Origin of the sequence: Lichenifustis flavocetrariae, from assembly GCF_026130545.1 — a bacterium.
GTDB classification, from domain to species: Bacteria; Pseudomonadota; Alphaproteobacteria; order Rhizobiales; family Beijerinckiaceae; genus Lichenihabitans; species Lichenihabitans flavocetrariae.
Window position 1 is genome coordinate 24,196 of record NZ_JAMOIM010000013.1, and the last position, 26,799, is coordinate 50,994.

Below are 26,799 nucleotides of genomic sequence, written 5' to 3' on the forward strand. Positions count from 1 at the left end.
GCCCTGGTGGCGTGTCACCGCGAAAGGGCCGGTGCCAGCAGTCCGTTGCGCTCTCTCTCGCCGGCACTGAAGCGCGGAATCAGCCGAACGGATCGGCGAGATCGAAGGTTTGCATGCCGATTTCGACGAAAAGTTCGGCCCGACGCGCCTCGGGAACCTGTGCAGGCTGAAACTCGCGAGGCGGAATGATCCGGTCTTCTGTCCTGTGCCCGGTCAGGTCGATGATCCGCTCGAAACCCGCTTGGCTATAGAGGTTGAGCAATCGCGCCGTTTCACTGCGGACGCGAAAGGCGTGAACGGTGCCCTTGGGCACGAACACTAGCGACCCTCGGCCGACGAGCTGTCTGTTGCTGCCTGTCAGAAACTCGGCCTCGCCTTTCAGAACATAGAAAACCTCGTCGGTGTAGACGTGGACGTGGGGTGGGGCGCCGGACTCCTTGGGACAGAGTTCCTCAAACAAGACATAGCTACCGTCGGTGCTGCTCCCCTGAGCCAGAACGGACCAAAGAATCCCGGCCATCCAATAGGCCGGTGCGCTCTCGCGGTCGCTCCTGAACGGCATCGCGACCGCGCCCAGGAGCGGTTCGGTCACCATCTGATCGAGGTCAGGCGGGTCGACGAAGGGAACCCCTCGCCCCGGAATCTGTCCGTAGTCAGCGGCGAGCTTCTCGACCAGGCGACGCGGTGGCATTTTAACGTCATCGGTGGGCGCTGGCGGTTCGTTGCGTTCGGCCGGTGCCGCTACGCCCATCAGCAGCATTTCGAAGCCCGCCGGAATGTAGAAGTTCAGAAAGCGCGCGCAGGCCTGCGCCATGAACGCGTGCTGCGTGTAGCGCGGAATTGCGACGAAGCTGCCCGGCCCCGCCGTCATGGTGAGGCCGCCCGCGAAGAACGTGCAGGCTCCGCTGAGGAGGTACAGCCCCTCGTCTTGCGGGTGCGAGTGGGTTACAGGACCTCCTGGCTCCTCACCCACCACCTCGTCAAGCATGCACAGAGATCCGCCCGTCTTCAGTCCCGTGGCCAAAACCCGCCATAGGATTCCGATCTGCCAGAAGCCCGGAGCACTGGCTTCAGATTCCACGAAAGCTCTGGGGGGCACTGCGGCGGCATTGAGGGTCATCGCATTTCTCCGAAGTTGACCTCCTCGAGTGACGAGGCCGAACCATTAGCGAAAGACGGACGCCCCCGCGCTGGTGAGACGATGCGGGAGGCATGTCAGAAAGGGTCCCAAAAACCTGCGAACTGGACGATGCGGCCCTCGTCGTCAAGCCTTGCATAGCTATGCGCCGTGATGAACTCGGTCCCGTCTCGACTGACCTGTGTCCACTCGGCGAGCACCTGGCCATGCTGCTCGCGCAGCCAGTTGATCTTGAAACGATCGCCCGGGAACCGCTCCTGGAAACGCGCGGTGTGGGTCAGAAGGTGGTCGCGTCCGCGGCCGTCCACACCCGGGTTGGAGAACGACACATCCTCAGCTACACAGGAGCGGATGACTTCTTCGCGCTCGGCGGGTGATGTCTTCCCAAAAGCGTCGAGGTAGGTTCTGAAGGCTGTCTGCGCCTTGTTCTCGTTCATTGTATGTCCGTATCACGAAGGTTCAGCCGGATCTTGTGTCTAACCAGCCCATCGAGCTTAGATTGTCTGCTAGTTCACAGTCGATCGTGAAGGCGCCAAAGGCCGTTACCGATCGTCCAAATCTGCGCGGAACACCCGCTGAACTGATCCGTTTGATGCGCTCGCAGGCGACGCTCTGGGGCACGATCGACGCGACGGGCCGCTGGGCAGTTTCGTTCCGAGAGCGCAACGACGTTCTCTTTTTCCGAGTCGATCGTGGATCATGCCAGCTTCTCCGACCAGGTGCCGACCCACTGCGCCTCGGTCCTGGCGATGTGGTTTTGGCGCGAACCTCTTGCCCCATCACGTTAGCTTCCGACGTCGAGTCGGAGTCGATCGACAGTTGGGCATTGGTCGCCTCGACGCGCTCCAGGTACATGCAGGTCGGAACTGTTGGAGGAAAATCCGCGCTCATTCGCGGCGGGCGCTTCGTCTTCGACGCCGGGTCGGAACAGCTGCTGGCGAGCCTGCTTCCGCCTCTGCTCCACGTCGCTAGTGGAACGGCCGCCTCGGACCGCGTACGCGCGTTGTTGGCGATGATCGAGGCCGAGGCTCATGGATCCGGGCCCGTGACCGAATTCGTCGTCGTGCGCCTGATGGAACTCCTGCTAGTCGGGCTACTGAGGGACGAAACCTTCGAAGTGAAGGCGCCGTCGTCCGGGCTGCTGGCCGGCCTCGCCGATCCGGTCATTGCGCGAGCGCTGGCGGCCTTACACGGCGATATTGCGCGACCATGGACCACAAGCGTTCTGGCACGCCTGTGCGGAACCTGCCGCTCTGGTTTCAGCACGCACTTCAAGAGAGTGGTTGGCGTAGCGCCGATGACCTACTTGCATCGCTGGCGGATGGCGGTCGCCAGGGACGAGCTACGCAAGGGGCGGCTCGCCATCGGCGAGATTGCCCTTCTCGTCGGCTTCCGGTCGGGCAGCGCCTTCAGCACCGCCTTCAGCCGTGTGGTGGGCTGCTCCCCCACCCGTTTCGCTGCGTAGGTGCTTATTCCCCGCAGCTGCTGGAGCGGACCGGCGGTGAACCTATCAGGGTCGACTGTCCGCCGTTTGTGGATGAACCCATAGGGTAAGGCCCTCCAGGGCAAGCCACGTTCTCAGGCCACTGCTTTGAACGCAGGGGCTGCAAGGTGGAATAAAGGGTGGCGCCTCGCAGCTGGACGTCGCTGATGGCCTCGCAAGCCCGCCGGATCGCGAGGATCTCGGCATGCGCCGTCGGGTCGCCACGGAGCTCGACTTCGTTGCAGGCGCTCGCTACCACCTTCCCATCCAAGACGACCAGAGCACCGACAGCCGTGCACCCAGGTTGGCTCTCCGCGTGGCGTGCGACCCTGATTGCCTCGCCTATGAAGTCGCTGTCACTCTTGTCGGCCATTCTGTGCTCCAGTCAGCGATGTCGCGCGAAACACAAACGTAATGGTCAGCTTTTCGTCGCAGGCGGCTCCTCTTATGAACTCTATAGATCGATGCGGATTGCGCTTAGCAAAGGAAACAGAGCCGCAAATCGGGGCTGATCGCCTGGAGCATCTTCATGTCCGTAGTCCCTCCGATCGGTGAACCCGAAGCCACAGCAAACCGGCTGCAGCGCAACGCCCGCATTTCCCTCGTGCTCCTTCTGGTCGGACTCAGCTTGTGGACGATCCACGATTTTCTACCAGCCTTAGTCTGGGCGGTCGTGCTCGCCATCGCGTTTTGGCCCTTCTACCAAAGATCGCTCCGTCGCTTCCCTCCCGGTAAGCACAATGTCGTCATGCCGGGTCTCTTCACCTTGGGCATCGGCCTCGTTTTCGGCCTGCCCCTCATCGTCGTCCTGATCGAGGGTGCCCGCGAGTGGCACAATGTCTTTGCAATCTACCGTCACGTCACGACAGACGGGGTTCCCGTCCCAGACTGGATTGCCCATCTCCCCTTCGGCTCCGAACGCGTGACGCAGTGGTGGCAGGATAATCTCGCCGGCGGGATGCAGCCCGGCGCCATTGCACGACGCGTCAACAAGGCCGAGATGGTCAAAGTCGGTCAAACGATCGTCAGACAGGTGGCTCACCGCGCCGTGCTGTTCTTCTTCGCGCTGATGACCTTGTTCTTCCTACTCAAGGGTGGCCAGGAGATCGTCCGCCAGATGATGACCGCAAGCGAGAAGATGTTTGGCGGCCGTGGTGAGCGCATCGCGCGGCAGATGGTGGCGTCGGTTCACGGCACGGTGAACGGCCTCGTGCTGGTTGGTCTCGGCGAAGGATTTCTGATGGGCCTTGTCTATGTCTTCTCAGGCGTTCCGCATCCGGTGTTATTTGGAGCTCTTACGGCTCTCGCGGCGATGGTGCCGTTCGCCGTCACTGTTGTCTTCATCTTGATCGGGCTGGTGCTTCTCGCGCAAGGCTCGATCATTGCCGCCATTATTGTTGTGGGGCTCGGCTCTGTGATGGCGTTTCTGGCCGATCATCTCATTCGTCCGGTTCTCATCGGCGGCACGACACGGCTGCCGTTCCTCTGGGTGCTGGTCGGCATCCTCGGTGGGATTGAGACATGGGGCCTGGTCGGCCTCTTTGTCGGACCCGCGCTCATGGCCGCACTCGTGCTGCTGTGGCGCGAATTCACAGAGAGACCGTCCTTCAGAGTGGTCGCGGACTGAGGCGGCCAAAGTGGCGTATCTAAACATCTCGCGACAGCAGCTTCATTGAATGTGCCTGGACAGGTAATTCGCTCGGCCACCCTTAAGTCGTGCCGTCAGGGCATGTGCTATTGGTCCTGCACGACGAACTCAATCCAGAATGCGCATGTCGGAATGTCGAGGATCCTCCCGAATCCGATCAAGCAGGGCTGTCACGCAGCTGCCAGGCCCCTCAAGAGCTTGGTAGAAGAATTCGCCATCATTGATCAGGAAGCCCGTGATGGAGCGTTCGGCATTGCGCCGGTACGAGGCCGCTTGGATTGCGCTGAGCACGGTGAGCTTGGCCCCCTGCGGGACGGCGCTTCTGCTGGCATAGACGACCTGGATCATACCGGACCTCTCGGAGCCCTTGCTAAGTTGCGATGTCAACGACGCAAAGCACAACAGGTTCTGCTCGCCGTCTTCAGACCCACAGGCATGCCCTACAAGCGCTTAAGGGAATTCAATAGATGCGTTGGCTCTCTTGACCCTTAGCCGCATAGCTAGCCCCGTGACCGCGAAGCTGTAAGAAACGGCTATTTGGTTTCGCGTGTCCGGTAATCCGAATTAGCGTCTTGCCGTGACGCAGGTCGGGGAGCGGGCATGAAGCGGCTGTGGTCTGCAAACGAGCTCTATTTGTCACTTTCCTTCATCGTCCCATCGCAGGTAGATCACAATCCAGACGGCAGCTGTGAGGAGACCGGCGGGCAGAAGCACGTGCACCCCGGTGGCCAATGACGAGCTCAAATTTATCATGGCCTCTCGACCCTTACCGACATAGCTCCGCCTTCGATGCCATCGGTCCTGTCTGTCGTTGCAGCGGCACTGCTGGCTCCCCCATTCCGGGAGCAAAGGTCCAGGCACCACCCACAACGCGGTGGACCTATAAGGCCGAGAGCGCAAAATCCTTCAAGTTAGATTTCTGGCTCCATCTGTGCTGGTCGGATTGGAGCCGGGCCGCCATTCGAGGGGGGGAAGCGGCCCGGTCCAGGTCCCAGCCCCGAGACCAAAATCGTTGTAGGGACGCGCCGTGGTGTCGCCAGTCCAGCTGCACGAAACGCTCTGCATTCTCGCTCCTCCGAAACTGGGAGCGAGCGTGCGAGGGAATACGAAGCCGTCCTACAGTTCAGGCGTTCCTGCACCGAATCCCTGGTCCGCGAGCTGATGTGCTGACGCGCCGCCGTCGCGCCCCTGTCGACGGTATGCGGCAGCGTGCTAGCCCGGCCACATCGCGGGATCAGGGTTGACGGCAGATAAGCGGGAGGCATCAGGCTTGACCTATCCAAACCACCCGCATGAGTCGAGCACTGATCAATTGCTGATAGTGCTCGATGAGATCGGAGAAAGATCCAAGCCGCAGACCGGCTGCCACATGAACTCACTTCAGCGTCTGCACAATGGGGAGCAACGAGAGCAGGCTCACAACCGGCAGCACCATCTGAACCGGCCGCAACCGCGCGAAGAACAGCGGCGCCTCGCCGCTTTGAGCGGCGATTGGGTCTAGAATGCCGATGCTAGTGAAAGCAGCAGCGAGCAGAACCAGGGTGAGGCTTGGAAGACCGAGCCACCAGAGAACGAGAGCACCTGAGCCCGCGCTAAAGAGCCAAAGCATGGTGATCATCTGCCTCCTCGTCGGCCCGCCCATTGTCCGGAAACTTACACCTCGGCGCACACCTGCAAGGAAGGTGCAGATGCTGACGGCCCAGATGACGACAAGATCGAACCAGACGTTGCGGCCAGGTCTGAAGTCCAACCAGGCAAGCGTCGCACCGATGACAAAGGGCAGCATTGGTCCGAAGCCGAACACGACGCTGAGCCACGGAACTGTTCGGGGCTCAGTAATCAGCATCGAAACGCTGTCGGGGGAATCGTTCGCCATTGCCCCCAAATGCCCGGGTCAAGAGTAGGTTCCATGCGTGCTGGTCTTGGAAATCCGTTCGCAACTCCGAAAGAGTGGTGGGGTGGGACGGCCTCGCTAATGCTATCCTGCGAGGCAATCCGGAGCGACCCCTATGCCGCGGACCCACATCGACGAACCCGGTGAGGTCGATGCCTTCGGCGTCCGTTTCACGATGGAGCAGCGCGGTGAGCGCGTTCGCTGTCACGTGTTGCGGTCGGCGATCACTGCAACGGCCAAGCATGCTGCTGTGAATGCTGAAGATCTCTTGGCCATGTTCGATCTGAATCGGCCTTTGTTCGAGCGTCTGGCAAGCAACCTCTTCGACGCGGGCCATCGGAATCCTTGGATCGAAGGCTTCCTCGTTCCGGCACCGCCAGTATAGCTGCTGCCATAGCGGACCGCCGTTCTACAGAGCTCTCCCATCATAGAAGTGCAGGCCTCGATCTTGAGGTTCTTTCGCCGGTTCGCATGTGAGGGGCTTTTGTACCAGGTCTCAACACCCTATCAGCCAAGAATGGAGGCGTGCTCCGACGCACGCTCCGTAAGACCGGGCGCATGATTGCGGAGACGGACGCGAGATCATCAACGCGCGTCAGCCCGCGGCGAAAGCGGTTCAAGGCACCGTTTCGATGCAGCAAGGCAGCGCCAGAGATCGACAATGCGCCATCTTGGGCGGCTCTCATCTCGACTTGGCCTGTCTGTTCCGGAACTCTGATCAGTATAGGTCTCGATTTCAGCACGCCAATCTGAATTGCAGCGATGACATTTGAGCTGAAGAAAGCAACGCCCAGCTTCGAAATTTGTCTCTACAAGCATGAGGTCAGTTTGTTGATGCCTCGGAAGATGACAATCACAGTAGGAAATGACCATGTGTCAGACCTCGATTGAATTTGCTTTAAACAGGCTTACGAGAACAGGTAGCTGTTTGCCCTAATCGATGACGATCATTCAACTCATAAAACTGTGACATTCAATTCTGACAAATTAATTATTTATTAAATAGATGATGTCAGTTTCTTTTCCTTCAAACAAACATCTACTTTGATTCTTCCCGATGGCAGCGAGAAGCACTTGGCGGATAAGGTCATCTGTGATGTGACTTCCAAGAGGGCCCACGAACTGGCTATGAACAAATATGGGGCAGTTTGCTGTGCCTGTAAGCAACTCGCGCGTTCATACAGCGTTTTCCCAAGCGACCGAAAAGCCCGGGCTACATGGCTGATCGGTTGGAGACAGCGTCGGGGAGGTTCAAGAAATGAACAGCCAGGAAATCTCGTGCACCGTGGATGGCAGAATATTCACAGGTACGTTTGAAGTGGTGGGTCACGGCGAGGTAGGTGCCGTATCTGTGCAACTCGACGGCGATGCCATTTCTGCAAGGACTGGATCTATTCCGCCTGAGATCGTCGCAAGAACGCTGCTCGGGGAGCTCGTCCGGGAGAAGCTCATGAACAACGAGCGACCGCAAGCCAAGCGCAAAGACTTAGGGCTGAATACCGATCACATGCAGTATCGATATGGCCCGCAGCTTGAGCGAAGCGGTACGGGTACTCGTCACTGATCCAATTCGAATGAACTGTAAGCACGACTGTGGATCGGCGCCGATCGGCGGTTTGCCGACAGAGGTTCTGTGACGCCGATCCACGATCATAAACGAGCCACCGTCGGCGTAACCCCCTAACGACAGCCGGGCTATTATCGGTCAGCCTTCTGGCCCGATATGGAAAGCTCCAGGTAGCGAAGGGTTGTGGTCCGGATCAGAGCCGCCACCTTCTCGGCCATGGCCTGTTCTTCCCTGAGTGACTGCTGAAAGCCGGACAGGTGAGCCGATTGGCCCGCTGCTTCGGCGATGACCAGGAGAGACGTGTAGGCTGCAATCTCGAAGTTCTCGAAAGCGTGGTTCGCGTAAGTGTTCTTCAGGATCTCGTCTTGCGCAGGCGTGTGGCCCAAGGCCATCATGTTGCCGACAAAGCCGAAAAACCCCTCCTTCAAGGTCGAGGGCAATGCAGATAATGAGGACAATGCTGCTTCGAGCCTGTCACGTTGTCCATGGGTCTCGGTGATGTGGCGCCTGAGGGCGGCTTCCATTTCGGGATAATGTTGCAGCCGTTCCACCTGACGCTCCATGATCTGCAAGGCCTGCATTTCTACGGCGTGAGTGTTTTGAAGAGCGGTGACGTAGATCGATTGGGTATCGAGTGCCATGACGTGCTCCTTACGAGATGACGGACGCTGCAGAAACGAAGGCCGCAGAGGACGGTTGCCATCGCGAGCCGTTGCATTTGGTCGCGCAGCCGACGCACCGTCATGCCGATGAAAACGCGCACCTCGGCGACGTCTGGATCTCGGTCTATGGCAGCCTCATCCCACTCTTCGCTTTGCCAGCATTGTCCAGGCAAGACCAACAGCCGCACCAGCGAGGCCCAGCATCCACATCGCACTGCGCCACGGAACCGCAGCAGCTCAATGCCAGTCATCGCGGACATATTTCGCGATCCCGCTCTTTCCCTGCACAGCCTCAACCCATTCTGGAGGCGATAGAGTCGTCCGATGAATTTGAGAGTGCTGGTGGTCGAAGATGAAGCACTCATCGCGCTGAACCTCATCTGCCTGCTTGAGGATCTCGGACACCTGGTACTTGGCCCCGCAGCCACCTCCGCCCAAGCTTTGGCCCTGGCTAGCGAGGGTGGGATCGACTTAGCCTTCGTGGATCTCAATCTGTTGGATGGAGCAACAGGCGCGTCCGTCGCGCGCGCTCTGGCTTCCAATCCCGAGACGACGGTCGTTGTGGTTTCAGCCACGCCAGCCGGCCTCACCGCAGGCGAGGATGGAATCTTTCAGATCGTGAAGAAGCCCTACGCCGATCAGACGATCACGCAAGTCGTGTCCCTTGTGGCGAGGCGGCGAGCAGATGACAAGGCAAGGCGTGAACGCTAAGTCGAGGCCCTATGCCGCTTCGTGAAATCGAGCATCACCCCACTCTTATGGTCGAAGCCCTCGCGCGGCTTCGACCCGTCCGCAGAATGCCGATCTGGATCCGCTATCTGCTGACCCTGGCCATTGTCCTGGTGTTTTTCGCAGCACGCGCCGCGCTTACCGACGTTCAAGGCTCTCCATTCCTCCTGTTCCTTCCCGCGATCGTCCTCACCTCATTCTTGTTCGACCGGGGTTCGGGTCTCGTCGCAACCTTCTTCAGCACGGCGCTGGCGATTTAATTCTTCATACCGCCGAGCACCTCGTTCTCGCTGCAGGACATCGGATCCGTCATCGCGGTCACGATCTTCCTCGGTGTCGGGCTGTTCACGGCGGCCGTCATCGAAGCGCTTCGCAGCACGATCGACACCCTTGTTGCCAACGAAACGGATCTTGGCAACAGCCTTGGCCTCCTCGAGGCGGTGATCGAAGGAACGCCAGACCCTATCTTCGTCAAGGATCGTGACGGCCGCTTCGTCCGGGTCAACTCGGTTCTGGCTCGGATCTTCGGCGTCGCCCCGGAGGTGGTCCGCGGCAAACGGGACCGCGATTTCATGCCAGAGACGTCGGCCAAGCCCATTGAGGATGCCGATCGCAAGGTGATCGAGACCGGCATGCCTCTGGTAATCGAGGAATTGGTCGAGGTCAAAGGGCGAGGGCGGCGCTACTTCCTGTCCACGAAGGCGCCCTGGTACAATCGGCGCGGCGAAATCACCGGATTGATCGGGATTTCTCAGGACATCCACGAACGCAAGCAAGCGGAGCTGGAAGTGCGTTCCGCCAATGCTCAGAAGGAGATCCTCCTCCACGACATCAACCATCGGGTGAAGAACCACCTGCAATCTGTCATGTCGCTACTGGCAATGAGCGAGCGACGTCTCGTCGACCCGGTTGCGAAAACGGAGATTGCCAACGCAGTGAGCCGGCTGAGTGTGCTGGCGCGTGTTTACGATCGCCTGCGCGTCAAAGAGGATGCCGGAACCGCAACGGTGAGCATCCGGGACTATCTTCAGGGCCTATGTGACGAGGTCGCGCCAACACTGACGGGACTGCGTCCGATCGTCGTGCGAACGCGTCTGGACGATGCGGATCTTGATGCAGGGCAGGCTGTTTCTCTCGGGCTTGCCGTGAATGAACTCCTTCAGAACAGCGTGAAACACGCTTTTCCTGAGGACAGAGCCGGCGTCATCACGATCTTCTTCGGTCTGCGCGACCCTGACAGTTTTTGCGTCGAAGTGTCAGATGACGGGATTGGCATGCGACCGGGATCTGCTTCGACCCACACGGGAACGCGTCTCGTCCGTGCGCTCGCCCATCAACTCGGCGGAACAGTAAATTGGGAAGGACCGCCCGGAACCCGTGTGCAGCTCATCTGGCCGCGGCGCGGAACTGCCTGACGACCTGCAAAGCCGTAAACGACGTGACTTCGCCGCATTCACGGCCGCATGGGCCAACACCTCGTTGTCGCCGCGGCGACGGGCGGCAGCAACGTCCCGGCGCGCTGCCATCAAGGCAGCCACCAGGCGCTGACGTTCGGCTTCGGGCAAATGGGGGTTTGCTTTGCGCCACAGGCGTCCCCGCACGACGATATAGCGGCCGTCAGGCGTCGTAAGCGGTTCCCCGTGCATCCTCGTTTCCAGGCCTCTGGATCAGCCACAGATCATGCGGCTTATCGTGCAGTCTGACGAGGGGTCCACGAGACAACGCTGATTTGCTACGATCCTGATCCGTTCGGCTGATCGAAGGCTTGCGACCGGCCTATCCTTTTTCCATTCTAACTTGAGCTTGTCGGAGCTGAACTTCGCCGACGCTGACGTGTTGAACGCCGTATGACACAACACGAACCGTCTCCTGTCGATCGGATTGCGGATGCGCGCCGGCGCGAAATGGCAATCGAACATCTTCTGTTTGGAACCCTGCGGTTCCTGGCACATCGGCACCCTGAATTGCTGGATGAGCTTGAAGCCAGCCTGGCCCATCTTTGGGACAAAGCCGACGATGTGCCGCGCGACGACGAGGCGGTGCGGGATGTCGCGCGGGTCTTCCTGAAAAGTCTACGCGCTGAAGCCTGATCGCTCGGCGTCTACACGCGTCGTGATCTTTTTCGCAATGGCGCAACCGTCAGCGCCAACAAGCCAAACAACCCTGCCGCCCCTGCGACAGCCGCATCCCGAGCCCGCGACGTGAAGAACTCCTTGCGGGTCGGATTGACTCTGTCACTGAAAGGCCCGTCGATGCCGGGATCTCCCAGACCGGGCTCGAACAGATTGCCGTCCGGCATCGAGGGCGGTCCGGGGCGGAGCTGAGGCTCCCACATCTTGGCCGCCTGCTGATCAGCGAACCCGGGCGCCACGATCTGTGCGGCCGCCATTTCCAGAACGGAACGTCCCACCCAGATATCGCGAACCGGACTGTGAGCAGCCGACAAGATTGCCGCTGCGCAAAGCCGTGGGTCGTACACCGGATCTGGCGCGTTCTGGGCATGACCCGTGTGGTTGCGGCTGCGCTCGAACTGAGGCGTGTTGACGGCGGGCAGGTAGACGATGGTCAGGTTCACATCGAGACGATCGTGGATCAGCTCGGTCCGCAGGCTGTCGGTGAATCCCGTCACGGCGTGCTTGGCGCCGCAATAAGCGGCTTGGAGCGGGGCCGATCGGATTGCCAATCCCGATGAGACCTGGATGATGTGCCCTCGATTGCGTGGCCGCATGTGCCGCAAGGCCGCGAGGGTGCCGAATACCTGGCCGTGATAAGTCACGTCGGTCACGCGCCGAAACTCGTCGGGGCTGATCTGATCGGCCGGCGCCACGACCGTTGCCATGGCGTTGTTGACCCACACCGAAATGGGACCGAGGTCCTGCTCGATCTGATCTGCCGCGGCATCGACTGCTGTGGCGTCTGCGACATCCACCTTGAGGGCGAGCGCGGGACCGCCCAAAGCGGACAACTCTGCTTCGGTTGATCTCAGACGGGCCTCGCCGCGGCTCAGGACCGCAACCGCCCAGCCGTCACGAGCGAAAGCCTGTGCGGTGGCACGGCCGATCCCCTGTGTGCCACCGGTGATCACCACCACCTTGCGTCTAGCCGCATCGCTCCTACTTCCGCTCATGGCTGCCTCTCCATCTGCCTGTCAGGCTAGATCGCCTTTGCGGGGATCCTGAACAGGTCGCATCGAAGCTGTTCGAATGATTCTCCGGCGTGACATGTCGGCACGGGCACTCCTTCTGCCGCTCCTGATTCTCACCGGCATAGCTCCGCCCTTGATGCAGTCGCCATCCGGCGACTTTTGCAGCGTGGATGCGGTTAGTTTGTCAGGGTGAAAGGGGTTGGCGTCGTTGCATGGCCTCGTTGAACCGTTCTGCGGCCTCATCGAGGGGTGTTTTGGCTTGCACCAAGTCGCGCCGACGAGGCGCGTCCGTTAGAGAAACGTCTTGTTTTGGGGTTTCTGACGGCAATTCGATTTAAAACAGATCCGAGGGCGCACCGGCCTGCTGGCCTGACGCGGGCGCGGTCGAGGCACCCGGATCGGCGAAGCTGTAGGCGTTGGACGTCCGGATGACGCGCTGTCGCCAGCCGATGACGGGATCGTAGACCTTGATGCGGGCCAGGCGGTTCACCCAGGTGAGGAGCCCTGCCCGCTTCAGCATGTGCATGGCTTGCCCGACGGTCGAGAGCGCGCAGCCCGCCGCCTCGGCGATCCTGGCATAGCCTGGAAAGCAGAGGCCGCTCTGGGCGTTATGGCACAGAGCCGCTTTCGAGCAACGCTACTGTCGGCCGAAACTCACGGCCGGGGCAGGTTGGATCTGCACGTGGAAGTGCGCGCTTCGCCTGTGGCCGCAGCTGTCGCGGTTTTCGAACCAGATGCTTCGCTACCTCCGCAAACCTGAGAGCCTCGTGCACGAACTGGGATTGCGGCCGCATCGCGCAGGACCGGACGCCTACGTCAACGCCCACCATCTACGTGACATGCTCAACGAAGCCTCACTCGAGCAGTTGCTTGCGTCGAGTCGGGAACCTGGGCTGCTTCCGCGTGTGCCGGCTGGACCTATGCGAGGTCATTTTTGGCGGATCTCGCCGATGATACTCTTCGGACCTTCGCAACCGAGCGGGATCCCGATGTCCGCTTCAGTGCGCAAGCCGAGCTTTGCCGACAAGGCGAAAGCCCCGACGCTTTACGAAGACGGCTCAAGGCAGACGGCGCTTTTCTAGGCTGCTTCGCGAGTGCGCCAGGAGTCACCCAAGCCTTCTAGCCAACTTATGCGCACGAAGATGCGTGTAGCGCTTCAGCATCTGCATGCTCTTGTGACCGGTAACCGTCGCGATCTCAACGGCATCGAGATCGGTCTCTTCAAACATCCGGCTGGTCGCCTCATGGCGCAGGTCGTGAAATCGCAGGTCGTCGACCTTCGCCCTGTCGCACGCATCGATCATGGCCTGCGTGATGGCCCCTTCCGTCATGCCAAAGACGGCGCCAGTTCGCGCCCCCAGCTTGAAGAGGATCCCGACTGCAGCCGACGACAGGGGCACGGTCCGAACCTCGCCGTTCTTGGTCCGCCGGACAAGTGCGGTGCGCCTCTCGAGGTTGACGTCGCGCCACTCGAGCCGGACGATCTCGCTGCGGCGCATTGCGGTCGCCAAGGCCCACGAAAAGACGGGTCTGAAATTCGGGCCGGCATAGGCGAGGACCCTGGCTTCCTCGTCGCCTTCAAGCCGTCGCTCCCGCCCGGTGGAACCCTTTGGCCGAGCGTGCTTAGCGAGTGGAACGGGGTTCACCAAGTACTCCATCCCCCAAGCCATACGCGCGGCGTTAAAGACCCTGCTGATCGTCGCCAGGTACAACCTGATGCTGTCGGAGCTGTATTCCTCCTCCTCAAGGTCGTAGATGAATTCTACGATGTCGCGGCCACGGACCTTGGCGAGCGCCGTAGTCGCGAGCGGGCGACGCTTAAGCGCCTTGATTCGGGACGTTTCGGTCTGATGCGACGACTCGGCGAGCTTGTGGAGATATTCCTTCTCCCAGCGGTCGAGGGCTTCGGCGAAGGTCGTGTCCTCACCCTCGGATCGGTCCACGAAGGACCCCTTGTCGATCTCGCCTTCGACCTGCCGCGCCCAGCGTTCGGCGGTCTCCTTAGTGTCGAAGGTTCGGCATTGAACGGGCACGCCCTTCCTGCGAACCCGGGCTTCCCACTGCTTGTGGCCCCTCTTTCGGATCGTCGCCATTTGGCTCCCTTTCGCTCATTGGAGCAGAATTGGAGCAAAAACTAATAAGAACCACAAGTGGAGCACCTAAGTGCTTGATTTTTTGGTGCCCAGGGGCGGAATCGAACCACCGACACTGCGATTTTCAGTCGCATGCTCTACCAACTGAGCTACCTGGGCGCGCGGGGTGATGGGTCACCGCTGGCGTGCGGGCCTTATAGGAATCTCGATCTGGTTTGTCCAGCGGCTTTGCGCGGCTCGATCATTCGGTGGATTGGCCCTGCAGATAGGCGGCCCGACGAGGCAATTGGGTGAGGATCGTGAGGAGCGCCACGCCGCACATGAGCGTGACATACCAGAAGAACCAGGATTCGTGTCCCGCATCCTTGAACCACAGGGCGACATATTCGGCCGTGCCGCCAAAGAGCGCGTTGGCGATCGCATAGGAGAAGCCGACCCCGAGGGCCCGGATCTCGGCCGGGAACATCTCGGCTTTCACCAAGCCGCTGATCGATGTGTAGAACGAAACGATCGCCAGCGCGGCCGTGACCAGCCCATAGGCCGCGACGGGGTTTTCCACGCTGCCGATCGCCCGCATGAGCGGGACGGTGCACAGCGTCGCGAGGACCCCGAAGGCCAGCATCGACGATCGCCGTCCGATCCGATCCGATAACCACCCGAAGAGCGGCTGCAGGCACATGTAGGTGAACAGCACGGCGGTCATCACGACATTGGCGGTGCGGTCCGACATATGCGCGCTGTTGACCAGATATTTCTGCATATAGGTCGTGAACACATAGAAACTGAGAGAACCGCCCGCCGTGTAGCCGAGCACGACGAGAAAGGGCCGGAGATGATGCCGAAACAGCTCCCGCAGCGAGCCGGCCTCCCGCCGTGCGCGCGTCGCCTGCGATGAGGTTTCGGGCAGCGCCCGGCGCAGAAAGAAGACCACGAGCGCACCGAGCGCGCCGAGCACGAAGGGGATGCGCCATCCCCAGCCGCGTAACGCCGTGTCGCTCAAGCCCTGCTGCAGCAGGAGAATGACCAGGGACGCCAGCAATTGCCCACCGATCAGCGTCACATATTGGAAGGAGCTCAGAAAACCGCGCCGGCCCGCCAGCGCGACCTCGCTCATATAGGTCGCCGACGTCCCGTATTCGCCGCCGACCGACAATCCCTGGATCAGCCGGGCCAGCAGCAGCAGGATCGGCGCCGCAAGCCCGATCTCGGCGTAGGTCGGCAGCACGGCGACGGCGAGAGAACCGCCGCACATGAGCAACACCGACACCATCATGGAGGCGCGCCGGCCGGCGCGGTCGGCGATAATCCCGAACAACCAGCCTCCGACGGGGCGCATGAAGAACCCGACCGCAAAGATCCCGGACGTGTAGAGGAGCCGCGTCGTGGCATTGCCGCTCGGAATGAACGCGGCCGCGAAATAGAGTTGCGTGAACGCGTAGGCGTAGAAGTCGTACCACTCGATGAGGTTGCCCGACGAACTGCCCAGAATGGCAAAGACGCGCCGCCGCGATGACCAAGCCTCTGTCGATTCCTGTCCGCGTAACTCTGTTGGCCGCCTCACATCACGTTCCTTTCGCGCTCAAGACCCCGAGCGATCCACGCTCTACATGCACCAGGGACAAACCTCGAGCATCGGGGAACCCAGCCATCACGATGTGGTGAACGGGTCAACCGAAGGCAGCCCTACGGATTGATCCTGTAGAGCACCCGCGCTCAGGGCGGGCCCCCCAGGAGTCGAGACATGGGTTTGTTTACCAAGGATATCAGGACGCTGAACGATCTCTTCGTGCATCAATTGAAGGATCTCTACTACGCCGAGAACCGCATCGCCAAAAGCCTGCCCGACATGATGCGCAAGGCCACGAACCCCGAACTGAAACGGGACTTTGCCCTGCAACTCGCCCAAACGGAAGCGAGCATCGCCAATGTGCTGGAGGTCTTCCGCCTGCATGGCGTCGAGGTCGAGGCTGTCACCTGTCCGGCAATCGATGGCATCTTCAAGGAGGCCGAGGAAGTGGCGGGCGAAGTGGGCGACAAGAAAGTCTTGGACGCCGCCTTGATCGCTGCCGCCCACGCCATTGAACAATATGTGATGACCCGTTACGCGACGATGATCGGCTGGGCTCACAAACTCGGGCGCCCAGATTGCGCGTCCTTCCTGGAGAAGAACCTCAAGGACGAGAAAGATACGGACGCCAGGCTCACGCGTCTGGCAGACGCGGAGATCGACCGTCTCGCGGCTTGAAGCGGCCAGCTGCGGGGTACGGCAAGGGAGGGACCCGATATCGCGACGAATTCGTCCACAATCGTTCGCGCGCCCGGGACCCAAACGACACTGCCGGGGGTTCTAGCACGGCTTAGACTAAGCTTGAACCAGCGGGTCGGCGACCCGGTGTTGGGGAGACAATCATGACGCTTCTTCTGATTATCGTGATCTTGGTCCTGCTGTTTGGTGGCGGCGGCTATTATGGCCATCGCGCCGGATATTATGGCACCGGCGGCATCGGCATTGGCGGCATTGTTCTCATTCTGATCATCGTGTGGCTGCTATTCGGCTCGCCCTACCATATGTGATGACGGGTCAACTTGGCTCACGTCCTGCCACGTCGGTCGTGATCCGCTTGAGCCTGTCGAGCGCGCCCTGAAGAATGTAGGCGGCCGCCATCTGGTCGATGACCTGCGACCGCTTTCTTCTCGACACATCGTTCGCGATCAGGTCGCGCTCCACAGCGGCCGTCGACAGACGCTCATCCCAGAAGGCGCAGGGAATGTCGGTCAACGGCCCCAGATTGCGCACGAAGGCTCGCGTCGCCTGGACGCGCGGGCCTTCGGTCCCGTCCATGTTCAATGGCAGGCCGATCACGAAAGCCTGAATGTCGAATTTCGCGGCGACGCCGAGGAGGGCCTCGACGTCCTGGCTGAATTTGACTCGCCGGATGGTCTCGAGGCCCGATGAGAGGCGCCGTTCCACGTCGGTGAGGGCCAGTCCGATCGTCTTCGTTCCGAGATCGAGCCCGAGCAGCCGCCCCCTGGCCGGCAGTATCGCGGCGAGTTCGACGAGAGTGAGGAGCCTTGCGCTCATCGGATCAACCTCGACACTCGGGGAAAAGCCCGAAAGCATTGCATCTGCGAACAGCCGGGTGATAGAAGCACCGCCGTTGCCGGACGCAGCCTTTGCGCCGCCTCGGCGCGTAGCTGTCGGCGCGCCGCGCCAGGTATTTGTGGATCAGGAATCAGCATGTCGGTCGACCAGGCGACTGTCCGTCGGATCGCGACCCTCGCCCGGATCGCCGTGAGCGAGGACGAGGTGCCTCATTTGCAAGGCGAACTCAACGCGATTTTGGCTTTCGTGGCCGAGCTCGACGAGGTCGACGTGTCCGGCGTCGAGCCCATGACCTCGGTCACGCCCATGGCCCTGCCGCTGCGGGCCGATGTCGTCACGGCTGGCGGGATCGCCGAGGCCGTGCTGCGCAATGCCCCGATGAGCGAGGATGGTTATTTCGTCGTGCCCAAGGTGATCGAGTGACCGCGCCCTCCCCTCTGCACGAGCTTGTTTTGTCATGACGGACCTGACCGGCCAGACCCTTGCCGCCGCCCGGGACGGGCTCCGCACGAAAGCCTTCTCGGCTGCCGAGTTGACCGAAGCGCATCTCAGCGCCATCGCGGGCGCGCGCGGCCTCAACGCCTTCATCACTGAGACGCCCGACAGGGCGCGTGCCATGGCCAAGGCCTCGGACGAGCGGCTTGCCCGCGGCGAGGCCGGAGCTCTCGAAGGCATCCCGCTCGGCATCAAGGACCTCTATTGCACCGAGGGCGTCCGCACGACGGCGGGCAGCCATATTCTCGGCAATTTCGTGCCCCCCTACGAATCCACCATCACCAAGCAATTGTGGCGCGACGGCGCCGTGATGCTGGGCAAGCTCAACCTCGACGAATTCGCGATGGGCTCGTCCAACGAGACCTCGCATTTCGGGCCCGTGACGTCCCCCTGGCGGAAACGGGGCGGCAATGCCAGCCTCGTGCCGGGCGGCTCGTCGGGCGGGTCCGCGGCGGCCGTCGCGGCCCGGCTCTGCCTCGGAGCGACCGCGACCGACACGGGCGGCTCGATCCGTCAGCCGGCCGCCTTTACGGGGACGGTCGGCATCAAGCCCACCTATGGGCGCTGCTCGCGCTTCGGCGTCGTGGCCTTCGCGTCCTCGCTCGACCAGGCCGGGCCGATCGCCCGCACGGTGCGGGATGCCGCGATCCTGATGCGCTCCATGGCGGGCTACGACCCGAACGATTCGACGTCGGCCAATCTGCCTGTCCCGGATTATGAAGCCTCGGTTGGCCGCTCGGTCGCCGGGAAAGTCATCGGCATCCCGAAGGAATACAGGCTCGACGGCATGCCGGCCGAGATCGAAGCGCTGTGGCAGCAAGGCATCGCCTGGCTGAAGGAGGCAGGCGCCGAAATTCGGGATATTTCCCTGCCGCACACCAAATACGCCCTGCCGGCCTATTACATCGTGGCCCCGGCGGAAGCTTCCTCGAACCTCGCGCGCTACGACGGCGTCCGCTACGGGCTGCGGGTGCCCGGGAAGGACATCGCCGATCTCTATGGCAAGACCCGCGCGGAAGGCTTCGGCAAGGAAGTGCGGCGCCGCGTCATGATCGGCACCTACGTGCTCTCGGCAGGCTATTACGACGCCTTCTACGTCAAGGCGCAGAAGATCCGCACGCTGATCAAGCGCGATTTCGAGACCGTCTATGCCGAAGGTGTCGACGCGATCCTCACACCCGCCACGCCTTCGGCCGCCTTCGCGATCGGCGAAAAAGGCTCGGGCAACCCGGTCGAAATGTACCTCAACGACATCTTCACGGTCACGGTGAACATGGCGGGGCTCCCCGGCATCGCCGTGCCGGCCGGCACCTCAACAGAAGGATTGCCGCTCGGGCTGCAGCTCATCGGCCGGCCCTTCGACGAGGACACGCTGTTCTCTCTGGGCGAAGTCATGGAACAGGCGGCCCCCAAGGTGGCGCTGCCGGAGCGCTGGTGGTCGTGACGGCCGACGCCGAGGCCGTCCTGGCGCCGCTGCGGGCGCAGATCGACGCCATCGACGCGCAGATCGTCGGGTTGCTGGCGAAGCGCATGGATTGCGTCGGCGAGGTGATCGGGCTGAAACAGGCCCACGGTCTCCCAGCCCGCATCGATGCGCGGGTGGAGGAAGTTGTGGCCCGTGTTCGCACAAAGGCCGATGCCGCCGGCGCACCGCCCGATCTCGCGGAAGCTGTCTGGCGCAGCATGATCGAATGGGTGATCGCCTACGAGGAGCGGCACATGGGAGCTGCAGGATGATCCGATCCCACCGTCGAACGGTACCCTTCTCCCGTGCGAACGGGAGAAGGTGGCCCGGCGTAGCCGGGTCGGATGAGGGTCGCCTCAGTGCCGAGCCGGCCCTCATCCGGCCTGCCGGCCACCTTCTCTCGTTCGCACCGGAGAAGAGGAAAAGTTCTGCAGCGCTTCCGCCGTCCAGAGACCTTCCATGACCGCCACGGCCTCAACGTCCAGCAACCTCATTCACGGCGCAACCGGCGACTGGGAGATCGTCATCGGCATGGAGATCCATGCCCAGGTCACCTCGAAGTCGAAGCTCTTTTCCGGCGCCGCCACGGCCTTCGGGGCTGAGCCGAACAGCCAGGTGTCACTGGTCGATGCCGCCATGCCGGGCATGCTGCCGGTGATCAACGAGGCATGCGTGGCCCAGGCGGTGCGCACGGGGCTCGGCTTGAAAGCGCAGATCAACGAGCGCTCGGTCTTCGACCGCAAGAACTACTTCTATCCCGACCTGCCGCAGGGCTACCAGATCTCGCAGTACAAGCATCCGATCGTCGGCGCGGGTGAGGTGGTCGTCGATCTCACGCCGAGCGAATCCTTCACGGTCGGCATCGAGCGCCTGCATCTCGAACAGGATGCCGGCAAGTCGATCCACGACCAGTCCCCCACGATGAGCTTCGTCGATCTCAACCGCTCCGGCGTGGCCCTGATGGAGATCGTGTCCAAGCCCGACATGCGCTCGGCAGACGAGGCCAAGGCCTATGTCACGAAGCTGCGCACCATCCTGCGCTATCTCGGCACCTGCGATGGCGACATGGAGAAGGGCAGCCTGCGGGCAGATGTCAACGTCTCGGTGCGCCGGCCGGGCGAGCCGCTCGGCACGCGCTGCGAGATCAAGAACGTCAATTCCATCCGCTTCATCGGCCAGGCGGTCGACACCGAGGCCCGCCGTCAGATCGGCATTCTGGAGGACGGCGGTCAGATCGACCAGGAAACCCGCCTGTTCGATCCCGGCAAGGGCGAGACGCGGTCGATGCGCTCAAAGGAAGAAGCGCATGATTACCGCTACTTCCCCGACCCTGACCTGCTGCCGCTCGAGCTGAAGCCCGATTTCATCACCGATATCGCGGCGAGCCTGCCCGAACTGCCAGACGCCAAGAAGGCGCGTTTCATCGCCGACTACGGTCTGTCGCCCTATGACGCGAGCGTGCTCGTGGCCGAGCGCGACCTCGCGGATTATTACGAGGCGGCCGTCAAGGTGCATCCCGGCAACCGCGACGCCAAGCTCGTCGCCAACTGGATCACCGGCGACATCGCGGCCTATGCCAACACCCAAGGCCTGTCGGTGCACGAGACCCACATCCGCCCCGAACAGGTGGCCGACCTCGTCGACCTGATCTCCGACAAGACCATCTCGGGCAAGATCGCCAAGGACATTGTCCTGTTGCTGATCGGCGACGAGAAGACGAGCCTCCCGCGCGAGATCGTGGAAAAGCACGGCCTGAAACAGGTTACCGACACCGGCGCCATCGAGGCCGCGGTCGACGCCATCATGGCGGCCAACCCCGAGAAGGTCGCTCAGGCTCGGGCGAAGCCGACCATGCTCGGCTGGTTCGTCGGGCAGGTGATGAAGAGCACAGGCGGCAAGGCCAACCCGCAGGCAGTCAATGATTTGCTGAAGGCGAAACTGGGGGTTTGAGAAGTGAGGAGGCGCGATGACGGATCGTTCTCGAAACCCGTCGTCGCGCGCCCTCTGACGCCAGGCATGAGGTTCGAAAACCGCGTCATAAAGGCACTTCAGATGGCAGCGGCCGGCGCGATCCACCCCACCGTTCGCACTGCTTTCGGCGGTCGCGGCTCATCGCTCTCGGGTACGCCCTCGATCACCTCGTAGGTCCAGACGAAAAACTTCGTGAGCCAGTGGGGACCGAAGCTGACGATCATGGGGATGTCGGCGGCGTCGCGGCCCCGCGCCACCACGATCCGGCCGATGCGGCGAGCGTTGTTGCGGGGGTCGAACGTGTACCAGCGGTCACCGAGATAGACTTCGATCCAGGCCGAGAAATCCATCGGGTCGACCACCGGCACGCCGATGTCGCCGAGGTGACCGTTCACGTAGCGGGCCGGAATGTTCATGCAGCGGCAGAACGCGACCGCGAGGTGGGCGAAGTCGCGGCAAACGCCGATCCCCTCCTGATAGGCCTCGTAGGCAGAACGCGTGGCGCGGGCCTGCAGGTAATCGAACGTGATGTGGCGGTGCACGAAATCGCAGATCGCCTGAACCCGTGTCCAACCCGGCGCGACATTGCCGAAGAGGTCCCAAGCCGTCTGGCTCAGCCGGTCGGTCTCGCAATAGCGGCTGCCGAGAAGAAACAGGAGCGCCTCGTTGGGCAGCGCGGCGACCGGCACCTCGGCGGCATCAGGGTTTAGGGGATCGGGCTCGCCGCTGTCGCGAATCGTGGCATCGCCTCGTAACACGAGGTCCCCGGCCGGAGCCACGAAACGCCGGCAGAGGTTGCCGTAGCTGTCGTGATAGGTCGTGACCGGGATCGACGGCGTCGTGGTGGCGCTCTCGGGCGCCACCAGATCGGCCAGGCGATCCGCCTGCACGGACATCAGGGTCACCACCGCAGTCGGCTGATTGCAGGTGATCGTGATCTCGTAGCCATAGCGGATCAACATGAGGGCGCCTCGGGTCGCTAGCCGTCCACAATTCCGAAAGGTCCGAAACAGCGCTGCCGCCCCATCACCTTAGCCAAAACTATGCCATGAGCCAGCGCGCCGGTCTCCAATGAAGCCGTTTTGGGCATAAACCTTGCACAAAACACAGCGCAACACAGGAACGATAGCCATGGCAACAGGCGTGGGCTCGGCGGGCTTGGGCCGCCGGCTTCATTCATCTCTCTTCGCGCAGGTTGTCGTGGCCTTGGTGGCCGGCATCGCGCTGGGCGTGCTGGCGCCCGGTTTTGCGATCGGCCTCAAGGTCTTCAGCGACGCTTTTCTGAAGCTGATCTCGATGATCGTCGCCCCGATCGTGTTCTGCGTCGTGGTGCATGGCATCTCCGGTGCGGGCGACCTCAAGAAGGTGGGTCGGGTCGGCGGCAAGGCCCTCATCTATTTCGAGGTCATGACCACGGTGGCCTTGGCGCTCGGCCTCGTGCTCGCCTATCTGCTGCATCCCGGTGCGGGCATGAACATCGACACGACGCACCTCGACGCCACGGCGCTGAGTACCTATGCGGATAACGCCCACAAGCTGCAGGGCGGCGGGCTTGGTGGTTTCCTGCTGAACGTCATCCCGAGCACGGCAATCGACGCCTTTGCGCGCAACGACGTGCTGCAGGTGCTTTTCTTCGCCGTGCTGTTCGGCGTCAGCCTGTCGCTCGTCGGCCCGCTCGGCGAGCCGGTCGCAGCCCTGGTCAACAGCCTGTCGTCCGTGCTGTTCCGAGCCATGGGTCTCATCGTTCGCGTCGCGCCGCTGGGCGTGCTGGGCGCGGTTGCCTATACGGTGGGCAAATACGGCGTCGGTTCTCTGGCGCAACTTGCCTCGCTCGTCATCGTGTTCTGGGTGGCTGTCGCGGCTTTCGTGCTGGTGGTGCTCGGCGCCGTGCTGCGCTTCGCGGCCGGACTGAGCATTTTGCGATTCCTGGCCTATTTTCGCGAGGAACTGACGATCGTGCTGGCCACCGCTTCGTCGGACGCGGTGCTGCCGCAGATCATGCGCAAGCTCGAAGCCATGGGGATCAAATCCTCGGTGGTCGGCCTCGTGGTGCCGACCGGCTATTCGTTCAACCTCGACGCATTCTCGATCTATCTGACGCTCGCAACCGTCTTCATCGCCCAGGCCACCAACACGCCACTGTCGTTCACGGATCTCCTGATCGTACTCGGGATTTCGCTCGTCACCTCCAAGGGCGCGCATGGCGTGCCGGGCTCTGCCATCGTGATCCTGGCCGCGACGCTGCAAGCCGTGCCCGCCATCCCGGCGATCGGCCTCGTCCTGGTGCTCTCGATCGACTGGTTCATCGGTATGGCGCGAGCCCTCGGCAACCTGATCGGCAATTGCGTCGCCACGGTCGTGATCGCCGCCTGGGAGGGCGACCTCGACCACGCGACCGCCGAACGGGTGCTCCGCGGCGACGTGGTGGTGGACCTGACCGCGCCGGACGTCGCCGTGGTGCCGGCGGAGTAAGCTGACTACGACGGTCGGCCGACCCTCGGGCCGGTGGCACGTCGCGGCGGCCTCACGGCTCTTCACCGTGGTCCTGATCTATCCCGTGTTCCGGATCACAGGATTGGCGGCGATGCTCTTGCGGCCCGAAACGCGTCATGCCTCATAGAGTTCGAGCGGCAGACCATCCGGATCGGCGAAGAAAGTGAATCGCTTGCCCGTCAGCTCGTCGGTGCAGATCGGCTCAGTGACGACACCCCGCGCGTTCAGGGTCCCGATCGCCGTGTCGAGATCGGCCACTGTGAAGGCGAGATGGCGCAAACCAGCAGCCTCGGGCCGGTTCGGCCGTGGTGGCGGATCGGGGAAGGAAAAGAGCTCGATCTGTACGACGCCGTGCCGGAGATCGCATTTCCAGGAGTTCCGGGCGTCGCGGAAGGTCTCGGCCAGGATCGTGAAGCCAAGCGAGTCGCGGTAGAAAGCGCGCGACCTTTGGTAGTCGGTGGCGATGATCGCGATGTGGTGCACGGCTTCGAACATGGCCTTGTGTAGGACGCGGCATCGCGACCGGCAACGGGCCACGTTTATGGTGAGACGAGCGGGTCGCGATTGCTCGTTCTCCGTCGCCCGGGCGCGCCACCGCTCACGCCGCAGACGAGGTGAATGCCCCAATCACGGATCTCGCTCCCCATCCGCCACCTCACGGCCCGGACGCACATGCGGGCGCGGCGGGGCCGGCGACCAGGGGCGGTCTTCGCCCTTGCGACGGGCCGGCTCGACCACCAACGCGCCATTGCGCAGCGTCACGGCGGCGGCCCCCGTCTCCGCCAGAATGCCGCGATCGATGATCATTTCGGCGGCGCAGCTTGCGGGCGCATAGAGGGGCGTGACGATCAGGTCGGCGCGACGGCAATCCTCCTCGAAGGCTTCAGGCTTCAGGACCAACGACAGCGTGCGGCCGTCGAGCACGGTGGCGACGCAGGCGAGAGGATCGCAGCGGGACACGTCGGATCCGCCGACCGACTTCGGGTCGCGGTCATCGCCGTCGGCCGTCAGCCATTGGGCGGCCCCGAAGGCGTTGATGTGGCCGAGCGTGGCCAGGCGCCCTTGGGCATCGCGGAACGCAAGCGTGTCACCGGTCGGCGCTATCACGAGATCGTAGCGAGGTCCCGTGAAGGCCCCGGCAAGTCCGAGGAGCAGCAGCGGCACGGCTGTGAGACGGAGGCTCGTGCTGCGCCAGATTACGACGGATGCCACGGCCAGGGCGACGCAGGCCGGCGTCCAGGGCGCGAAGGCCGGAACATGCAGGGTGGCGCCGGGAGCGGCGGCGATAAGGCGCGCGGCCCAGAGCACGATGGCGATGCCGAACCCGACCCAATGCCAGACGAACCCATCGAGGCCGAGCGGCACCAGCACCGTGCCAAGCAGCGCCCCGGGGACCGCGAAGAATTCGATGATGGCGAGCGTGAGCGGATTGCCGATCACCACATAGGGGCTGATCTCGTGGAAATTGGTCGCCATGAACGGCATGGTGGCGCTCGACGCGCAGATCGTCGCAAACAGCAGGCGGCCGCCGGTGGCGACCAGCGCCGCAGCGGCTTCGACAACACTGCCGCTGAGACCGAGATTGGAGAGACGCTTCGTGACGGCGCTCCGGCCGCCACGTTCGCTCTCCGGATGGCGTGATTCCTGGACAGCCACCAGCGCCGCCACAGCGGCAAAAGACAGCTGGAAGCTAGCACCAAGGATCGTTTCGGGCTCGAACACCACCACGGCCATCGCCGCGAGCGCCAGATTGCGCATCGTGAAGGCGCGTCGGTTGCAGAGGATCGCGCCGAGCACGATGAGCGTCATGAAGAGCGCACGCTGCGTGCCGATGCGCGAGCCCGTGAGAAGGTCATAGGCGACGGCACCCACGATGGCACCGGCCGCCGCCCATTGCTTGATGGGATAGCGCAGCGCGAAGCCGGGCACGAGCGCCAGTGCGCCACGCAAGCCCCCGAACAGGAGCCCGGCCACCAGCGTCATTTGCACGCCCGCGATGGTGATGATGTGAAAGATGCCGGCTTCGCGGATGAGATCGCGACCGTCCTCCGAGAGGAGATCCCGCTTGCCCGTCACCATCGCGGCCCCGATGGCGCCGGCATCACCCTCAAGGCTGTCGCGCACCCGGGCCGCGAGGGCGTTGCGGGCGCGATCGATCGCCATGGTCCAGCGCTCGTTCCAGGACAGATCGAGAGGCGGCGGCCGGGCCACGATGCGGCCGAGCACCGAACCGACCGCATCGAACCCCAGGAAATAAGCGTCGCGCGCGAAATCGTAGCCGCCCGGCAGCGCCGCGCGGGCGGGCGGCACGAGCCGGGCCGTCACGCTGACGCTGTCACCCGCCTCGACCGGGTCCGATCGGCGCGTGGTCAGGCGCACGCGGGTGAGCGGCGGCCCACCCGAACTCGCCCGGATGCGGAGGATGAAACGCGTGCCGATGCGCCGATGGTCGGCTTCTTCCACGACGCCGGTCAGCTTCATGATCGCGGTGCGGACCAGAACCGGATGCGCGATCACATGGGCCCGGAACGTCGCGAGCGTGAACCCGGCCAGCACGGCCGTGAAGGCTGCCATCAGGACGAGAGCGCGGCGATGGTGACGCGACGCGACGGTGCCACCGAGAGCGACCGCGAACAGCATGCCGCAGTAGAGAAGCGAGGGTTCTCTTTCGGCCTGGAAATACAGAACCACACCGGCCCCGGCCCCCACCGGCAGCCAGAGAAAGAAGCGCCGCTCCTCCCATTCCCGCTCTAACGCGCCGCTGAGAAGCCCTGCCGGACTTGCAAGCGCATCGCGCAGCCGCTCGACCCGCGTCCGGGTGCCGAGCGCGATGCTGCTGTCCTGCCGGCCGGTCGCGGTGGCCATGGTGCGACGAACATCCCTTATGCAAGCGCGCGCATCATGGTAGTGGAG

Annotated in this window: 29 protein-coding genes, 1 tRNA gene and 1 pseudogene; 15 read left to right on the plus strand and 16 right to left on the minus strand. The window is 62.7% G+C overall.

The genetic code is table 11. From position 1 onward, the window contains the following. Positions 1-79 precede the first annotated feature (79 nt). On the minus strand, positions 80-1,120 hold the full coding sequence (locus M8523_RS18740) for a cupin domain-containing protein (protein WP_282586427.1): 1,041 nt from the start codon (positions 1,118-1,120) through the stop codon (positions 80-82). A gap of 95 nt (positions 1,121-1,215) precedes the next feature. Then, a complete protein-coding gene (locus M8523_RS18745; RefSeq protein WP_282586428.1) occupies positions 1,216-1,575 on the minus strand; it encodes a nuclear transport factor 2 family protein in 360 nt (119 codons plus the stop codon). A gap of 86 nt (positions 1,576-1,661) precedes the next feature. Here M8523_RS18745 and M8523_RS18750 point away from each other — a divergent pair, with 86 nt between their 5' ends. Further along, positions 1,662-2,603, plus strand: coding sequence for a cupin domain-containing protein (locus M8523_RS18750; RefSeq protein ID WP_282586548.1), 942 nt, complete (start codon positions 1,662-1,664; stop codon positions 2,601-2,603). Between the two features lie 4 nt (positions 2,604-2,607). Here M8523_RS18750 and M8523_RS36770 read toward each other — a convergent pair whose 3' ends face one another. Then, entirely contained in the window at positions 2,608-2,994 is a 387-nt protein-coding gene (locus M8523_RS36770) for a nucleoside deaminase (RefSeq protein WP_428350853.1), read from the minus strand. A gap of 156 nt (positions 2,995-3,150) precedes the next feature. On the opposite strand from M8523_RS36770, the gene M8523_RS18755 reads away from it, so the two are divergent. Beyond that, entirely contained in the window at positions 3,151-4,248 is a 1,098-nt protein-coding gene (locus tag M8523_RS18755) for an AI-2E family transporter (RefSeq protein ID WP_282586429.1), read from the plus strand. Between the two features lie 129 nt (positions 4,249-4,377). Here M8523_RS18755 and M8523_RS18760 read toward each other — a convergent pair whose 3' ends face one another. Both M8523_RS18760 and M8523_RS36775 read right to left on the minus strand, forming a co-directional pair. Next, positions 4,378-4,617 carry a BLUF domain-containing protein gene (locus M8523_RS18760; RefSeq protein ID WP_282586430.1) on the minus strand — a complete coding sequence of 80 codons (240 nt, stop codon included), beginning with the start codon at positions 4,615-4,617 and terminating at the stop codon, positions 4,378-4,380. Positions 4,618-5,644: 1,027 nt separating this feature from the next. Continuing rightward, positions 5,645-5,887, minus strand: a complete 243-nt coding sequence (locus M8523_RS36775) for a hypothetical protein (RefSeq protein WP_428350854.1) — start codon at positions 5,885-5,887, stop codon at positions 5,645-5,647. 451 nt (positions 5,888-6,338) lie between these two features. Between M8523_RS36775 and M8523_RS36780 the strand changes: the two genes are divergently transcribed. Both M8523_RS36780 and M8523_RS18775 read left to right on the plus strand, forming a co-directional pair. Beyond that, a complete protein-coding gene (locus M8523_RS36780) occupies positions 6,339-6,548 on the plus strand; it encodes a DUF1488 family protein (RefSeq protein WP_428350874.1) in 210 nt (69 codons plus the stop codon). 873 nt (positions 6,549-7,421) lie between these two features. Further along, a complete protein-coding gene (locus tag M8523_RS18775) occupies positions 7,422-7,727 on the plus strand; it encodes a hypothetical protein (protein WP_282586432.1) in 306 nt (101 codons plus the stop codon). Positions 7,728-7,861: 134 nt separating this feature from the next. On the opposite strand, the gene M8523_RS18780 is transcribed toward M8523_RS18775, so the two are convergent. Beyond that, entirely contained in the window at positions 7,862-8,371 is a 510-nt protein-coding gene (locus M8523_RS18780) for a ferritin-like domain-containing protein (protein WP_282586433.1), read from the minus strand. Between the two features lie 345 nt (positions 8,372-8,716). Between M8523_RS18780 and M8523_RS18785 the strand changes: the two genes are divergently transcribed. From M8523_RS18785 to M8523_RS18795, 3 genes are all read left to right on the plus strand, one after another. Next, positions 8,717-9,103, plus strand: coding sequence for a response regulator (locus M8523_RS18785; RefSeq protein ID WP_282586434.1), 387 nt, complete (start codon positions 8,717-8,719; stop codon positions 9,101-9,103). 11 nt (positions 9,104-9,114) lie between these two features. Next, complete coding sequence (locus tag M8523_RS18790; RefSeq protein WP_282586435.1) at positions 9,115-9,381, plus strand: hypothetical protein; 267 nt, start codon at positions 9,115-9,117, stop codon at positions 9,379-9,381. A 180-nt stretch (positions 9,382-9,561) separates the two neighbouring features. Then, complete coding sequence (locus M8523_RS18795) at positions 9,562-10,536, plus strand: sensor histidine kinase (RefSeq protein ID WP_282586436.1); 975 nt, start codon at positions 9,562-9,564, stop codon at positions 10,534-10,536. Positions 10,537-10,563: 27 nt separating this feature from the next. On the opposite strand, the pseudogene M8523_RS18800 reads toward M8523_RS18795, so the two are convergent. Next, positions 10,564-10,767 (minus strand): annotated as a pseudogene (locus M8523_RS18800) (hypothetical protein); the annotation flags it as partial. A 201-nt stretch (positions 10,768-10,968) separates the two neighbouring features. Between M8523_RS18800 and M8523_RS18805 the strand changes: the two are divergent. After that, on the plus strand, positions 10,969-11,211 hold the full coding sequence (locus tag M8523_RS18805) for a hypothetical protein (protein ID WP_282586437.1): 243 nt from the start codon (positions 10,969-10,971) through the stop codon (positions 11,209-11,211). 11 nt (positions 11,212-11,222) lie between these two features. On the opposite strand, the gene M8523_RS18810 is transcribed toward M8523_RS18805, so the two are convergent. The 5 genes from M8523_RS18810 to M8523_RS18830 form a co-directional block, all read right to left on the minus strand. Beyond that, complete coding sequence (locus M8523_RS18810; protein ID WP_282586438.1) at positions 11,223-12,248, minus strand: SDR family oxidoreductase; 1,026 nt, start codon at positions 12,246-12,248, stop codon at positions 11,223-11,225. A 352-nt stretch (positions 12,249-12,600) separates the two neighbouring features. After that, positions 12,601-12,786 carry a hypothetical protein gene (locus M8523_RS18815; RefSeq protein ID WP_282586439.1) on the minus strand — a complete coding sequence of 62 codons (186 nt, stop codon included), beginning with the start codon at positions 12,784-12,786 and terminating at the stop codon, positions 12,601-12,603. A gap of 586 nt (positions 12,787-13,372) precedes the next feature. Next, positions 13,373-14,359 (minus strand): tyrosine-type recombinase/integrase, encoded by a 987-nt coding sequence (locus tag M8523_RS18820; protein ID WP_282586440.1) that lies wholly within the window; start codon positions 14,357-14,359, stop codon positions 13,373-13,375. 83 nt (positions 14,360-14,442) lie between these two features. Then, a tRNA-Phe gene (locus M8523_RS18825) sits at positions 14,443-14,518 on the minus strand. 82 nt (positions 14,519-14,600) lie between these two features. Continuing rightward, on the minus strand, positions 14,601-15,920 hold the full coding sequence (locus M8523_RS18830) for an MFS family transporter (RefSeq protein WP_282586441.1): 1,320 nt from the start codon (positions 15,918-15,920) through the stop codon (positions 14,601-14,603). A 180-nt stretch (positions 15,921-16,100) separates the two neighbouring features. Between M8523_RS18830 and M8523_RS18835 the strand changes: the two genes are divergently transcribed. Next, on the plus strand, positions 16,101-16,604 hold the full coding sequence (locus M8523_RS18835; protein ID WP_282586442.1) for a YciE/YciF ferroxidase family protein: 504 nt from the start codon (positions 16,101-16,103) through the stop codon (positions 16,602-16,604). 164 nt (positions 16,605-16,768) lie between these two features. Continuing rightward, a complete protein-coding gene (locus M8523_RS18840; protein WP_282586443.1) occupies positions 16,769-16,933 on the plus strand; it encodes a DUF3309 family protein in 165 nt (54 codons plus the stop codon). A gap of 7 nt (positions 16,934-16,940) precedes the next feature. Here the strand turns inward: M8523_RS18840 and ruvX are convergent, their stop codons facing one another. Continuing rightward, positions 16,941-17,441, minus strand: a complete 501-nt coding sequence (gene ruvX, locus M8523_RS18845; RefSeq protein WP_282586444.1) for a Holliday junction resolvase RuvX — start codon at positions 17,439-17,441, stop codon at positions 16,941-16,943. Positions 17,442-17,597: 156 nt separating this feature from the next. Between ruvX and gatC the strand changes: the two genes are divergently transcribed. The 4 genes from gatC (at position 17,598) to gatB (ending at position 21,372) form a co-directional block, all read left to right on the plus strand. Next, the gene (gene gatC, locus M8523_RS18850) at positions 17,598-17,885 is read left to right on the plus strand and encodes an Asp-tRNA(Asn)/Glu-tRNA(Gln) amidotransferase subunit GatC (protein WP_282586445.1); all 288 of its coding nucleotides are present in this window, start codon (positions 17,598-17,600) and stop codon (positions 17,883-17,885) included. 34 nt (positions 17,886-17,919) lie between these two features. Continuing rightward, on the plus strand, positions 17,920-19,401 hold the full coding sequence (gene gatA / locus M8523_RS18855) for an Asp-tRNA(Asn)/Glu-tRNA(Gln) amidotransferase subunit GatA (RefSeq protein WP_282586446.1): 1,482 nt from the start codon (positions 17,920-17,922) through the stop codon (positions 19,399-19,401). Continuing rightward, positions 19,398-19,694, plus strand: a complete 297-nt coding sequence (locus tag M8523_RS18860; protein ID WP_282586447.1) for a chorismate mutase — start codon at positions 19,398-19,400, stop codon at positions 19,692-19,694. Before gatA ends, M8523_RS18860 begins: the two co-directional genes overlap by 4 nt. 187 nt (positions 19,695-19,881) lie before the next feature. Beyond that, a complete protein-coding gene (gene gatB, locus M8523_RS18865; RefSeq protein WP_282586448.1) occupies positions 19,882-21,372 on the plus strand; it encodes an Asp-tRNA(Asn)/Glu-tRNA(Gln) amidotransferase subunit GatB in 1,491 nt (496 codons plus the stop codon). Positions 21,373-21,470: 98 nt separating this feature from the next. On the opposite strand, the gene M8523_RS18870 is transcribed toward gatB, so the two are convergent. Beyond that, positions 21,471-22,355 carry a transglutaminase-like domain-containing protein gene (locus tag M8523_RS18870; protein WP_282586449.1) on the minus strand — a complete coding sequence of 295 codons (885 nt, stop codon included), beginning with the start codon at positions 22,353-22,355 and terminating at the stop codon, positions 21,471-21,473. 169 nt (positions 22,356-22,524) lie between these two features. On the opposite strand from M8523_RS18870, the gene dctA reads away from it, so the two are divergent. After that, positions 22,525-23,865 (plus strand): C4-dicarboxylate transporter DctA, encoded by a 1,341-nt coding sequence (gene dctA / locus M8523_RS18875; RefSeq protein ID WP_282586450.1) that lies wholly within the window; start codon positions 22,525-22,527, stop codon positions 23,863-23,865. Positions 23,866-24,000: 135 nt separating this feature from the next. Here dctA and gloA2 read toward each other — a convergent pair whose 3' ends face one another. After that, positions 24,001-24,381: an SMU1112c/YaeR family gloxylase I-like metalloprotein gene (gloA2, locus tag M8523_RS18880; RefSeq protein WP_282586451.1), complete on the minus strand. Its 381-nt coding sequence runs from the start codon at positions 24,379-24,381 to the stop codon at positions 24,001-24,003. 132 nt (positions 24,382-24,513) lie between these two features. Further along, a complete protein-coding gene (locus M8523_RS18885) occupies positions 24,514-26,751 on the minus strand; it encodes a ComEC/Rec2 family competence protein (protein ID WP_282586452.1) in 2,238 nt (745 codons plus the stop codon). Positions 26,752-26,799 lie beyond the last annotated feature (48 nt).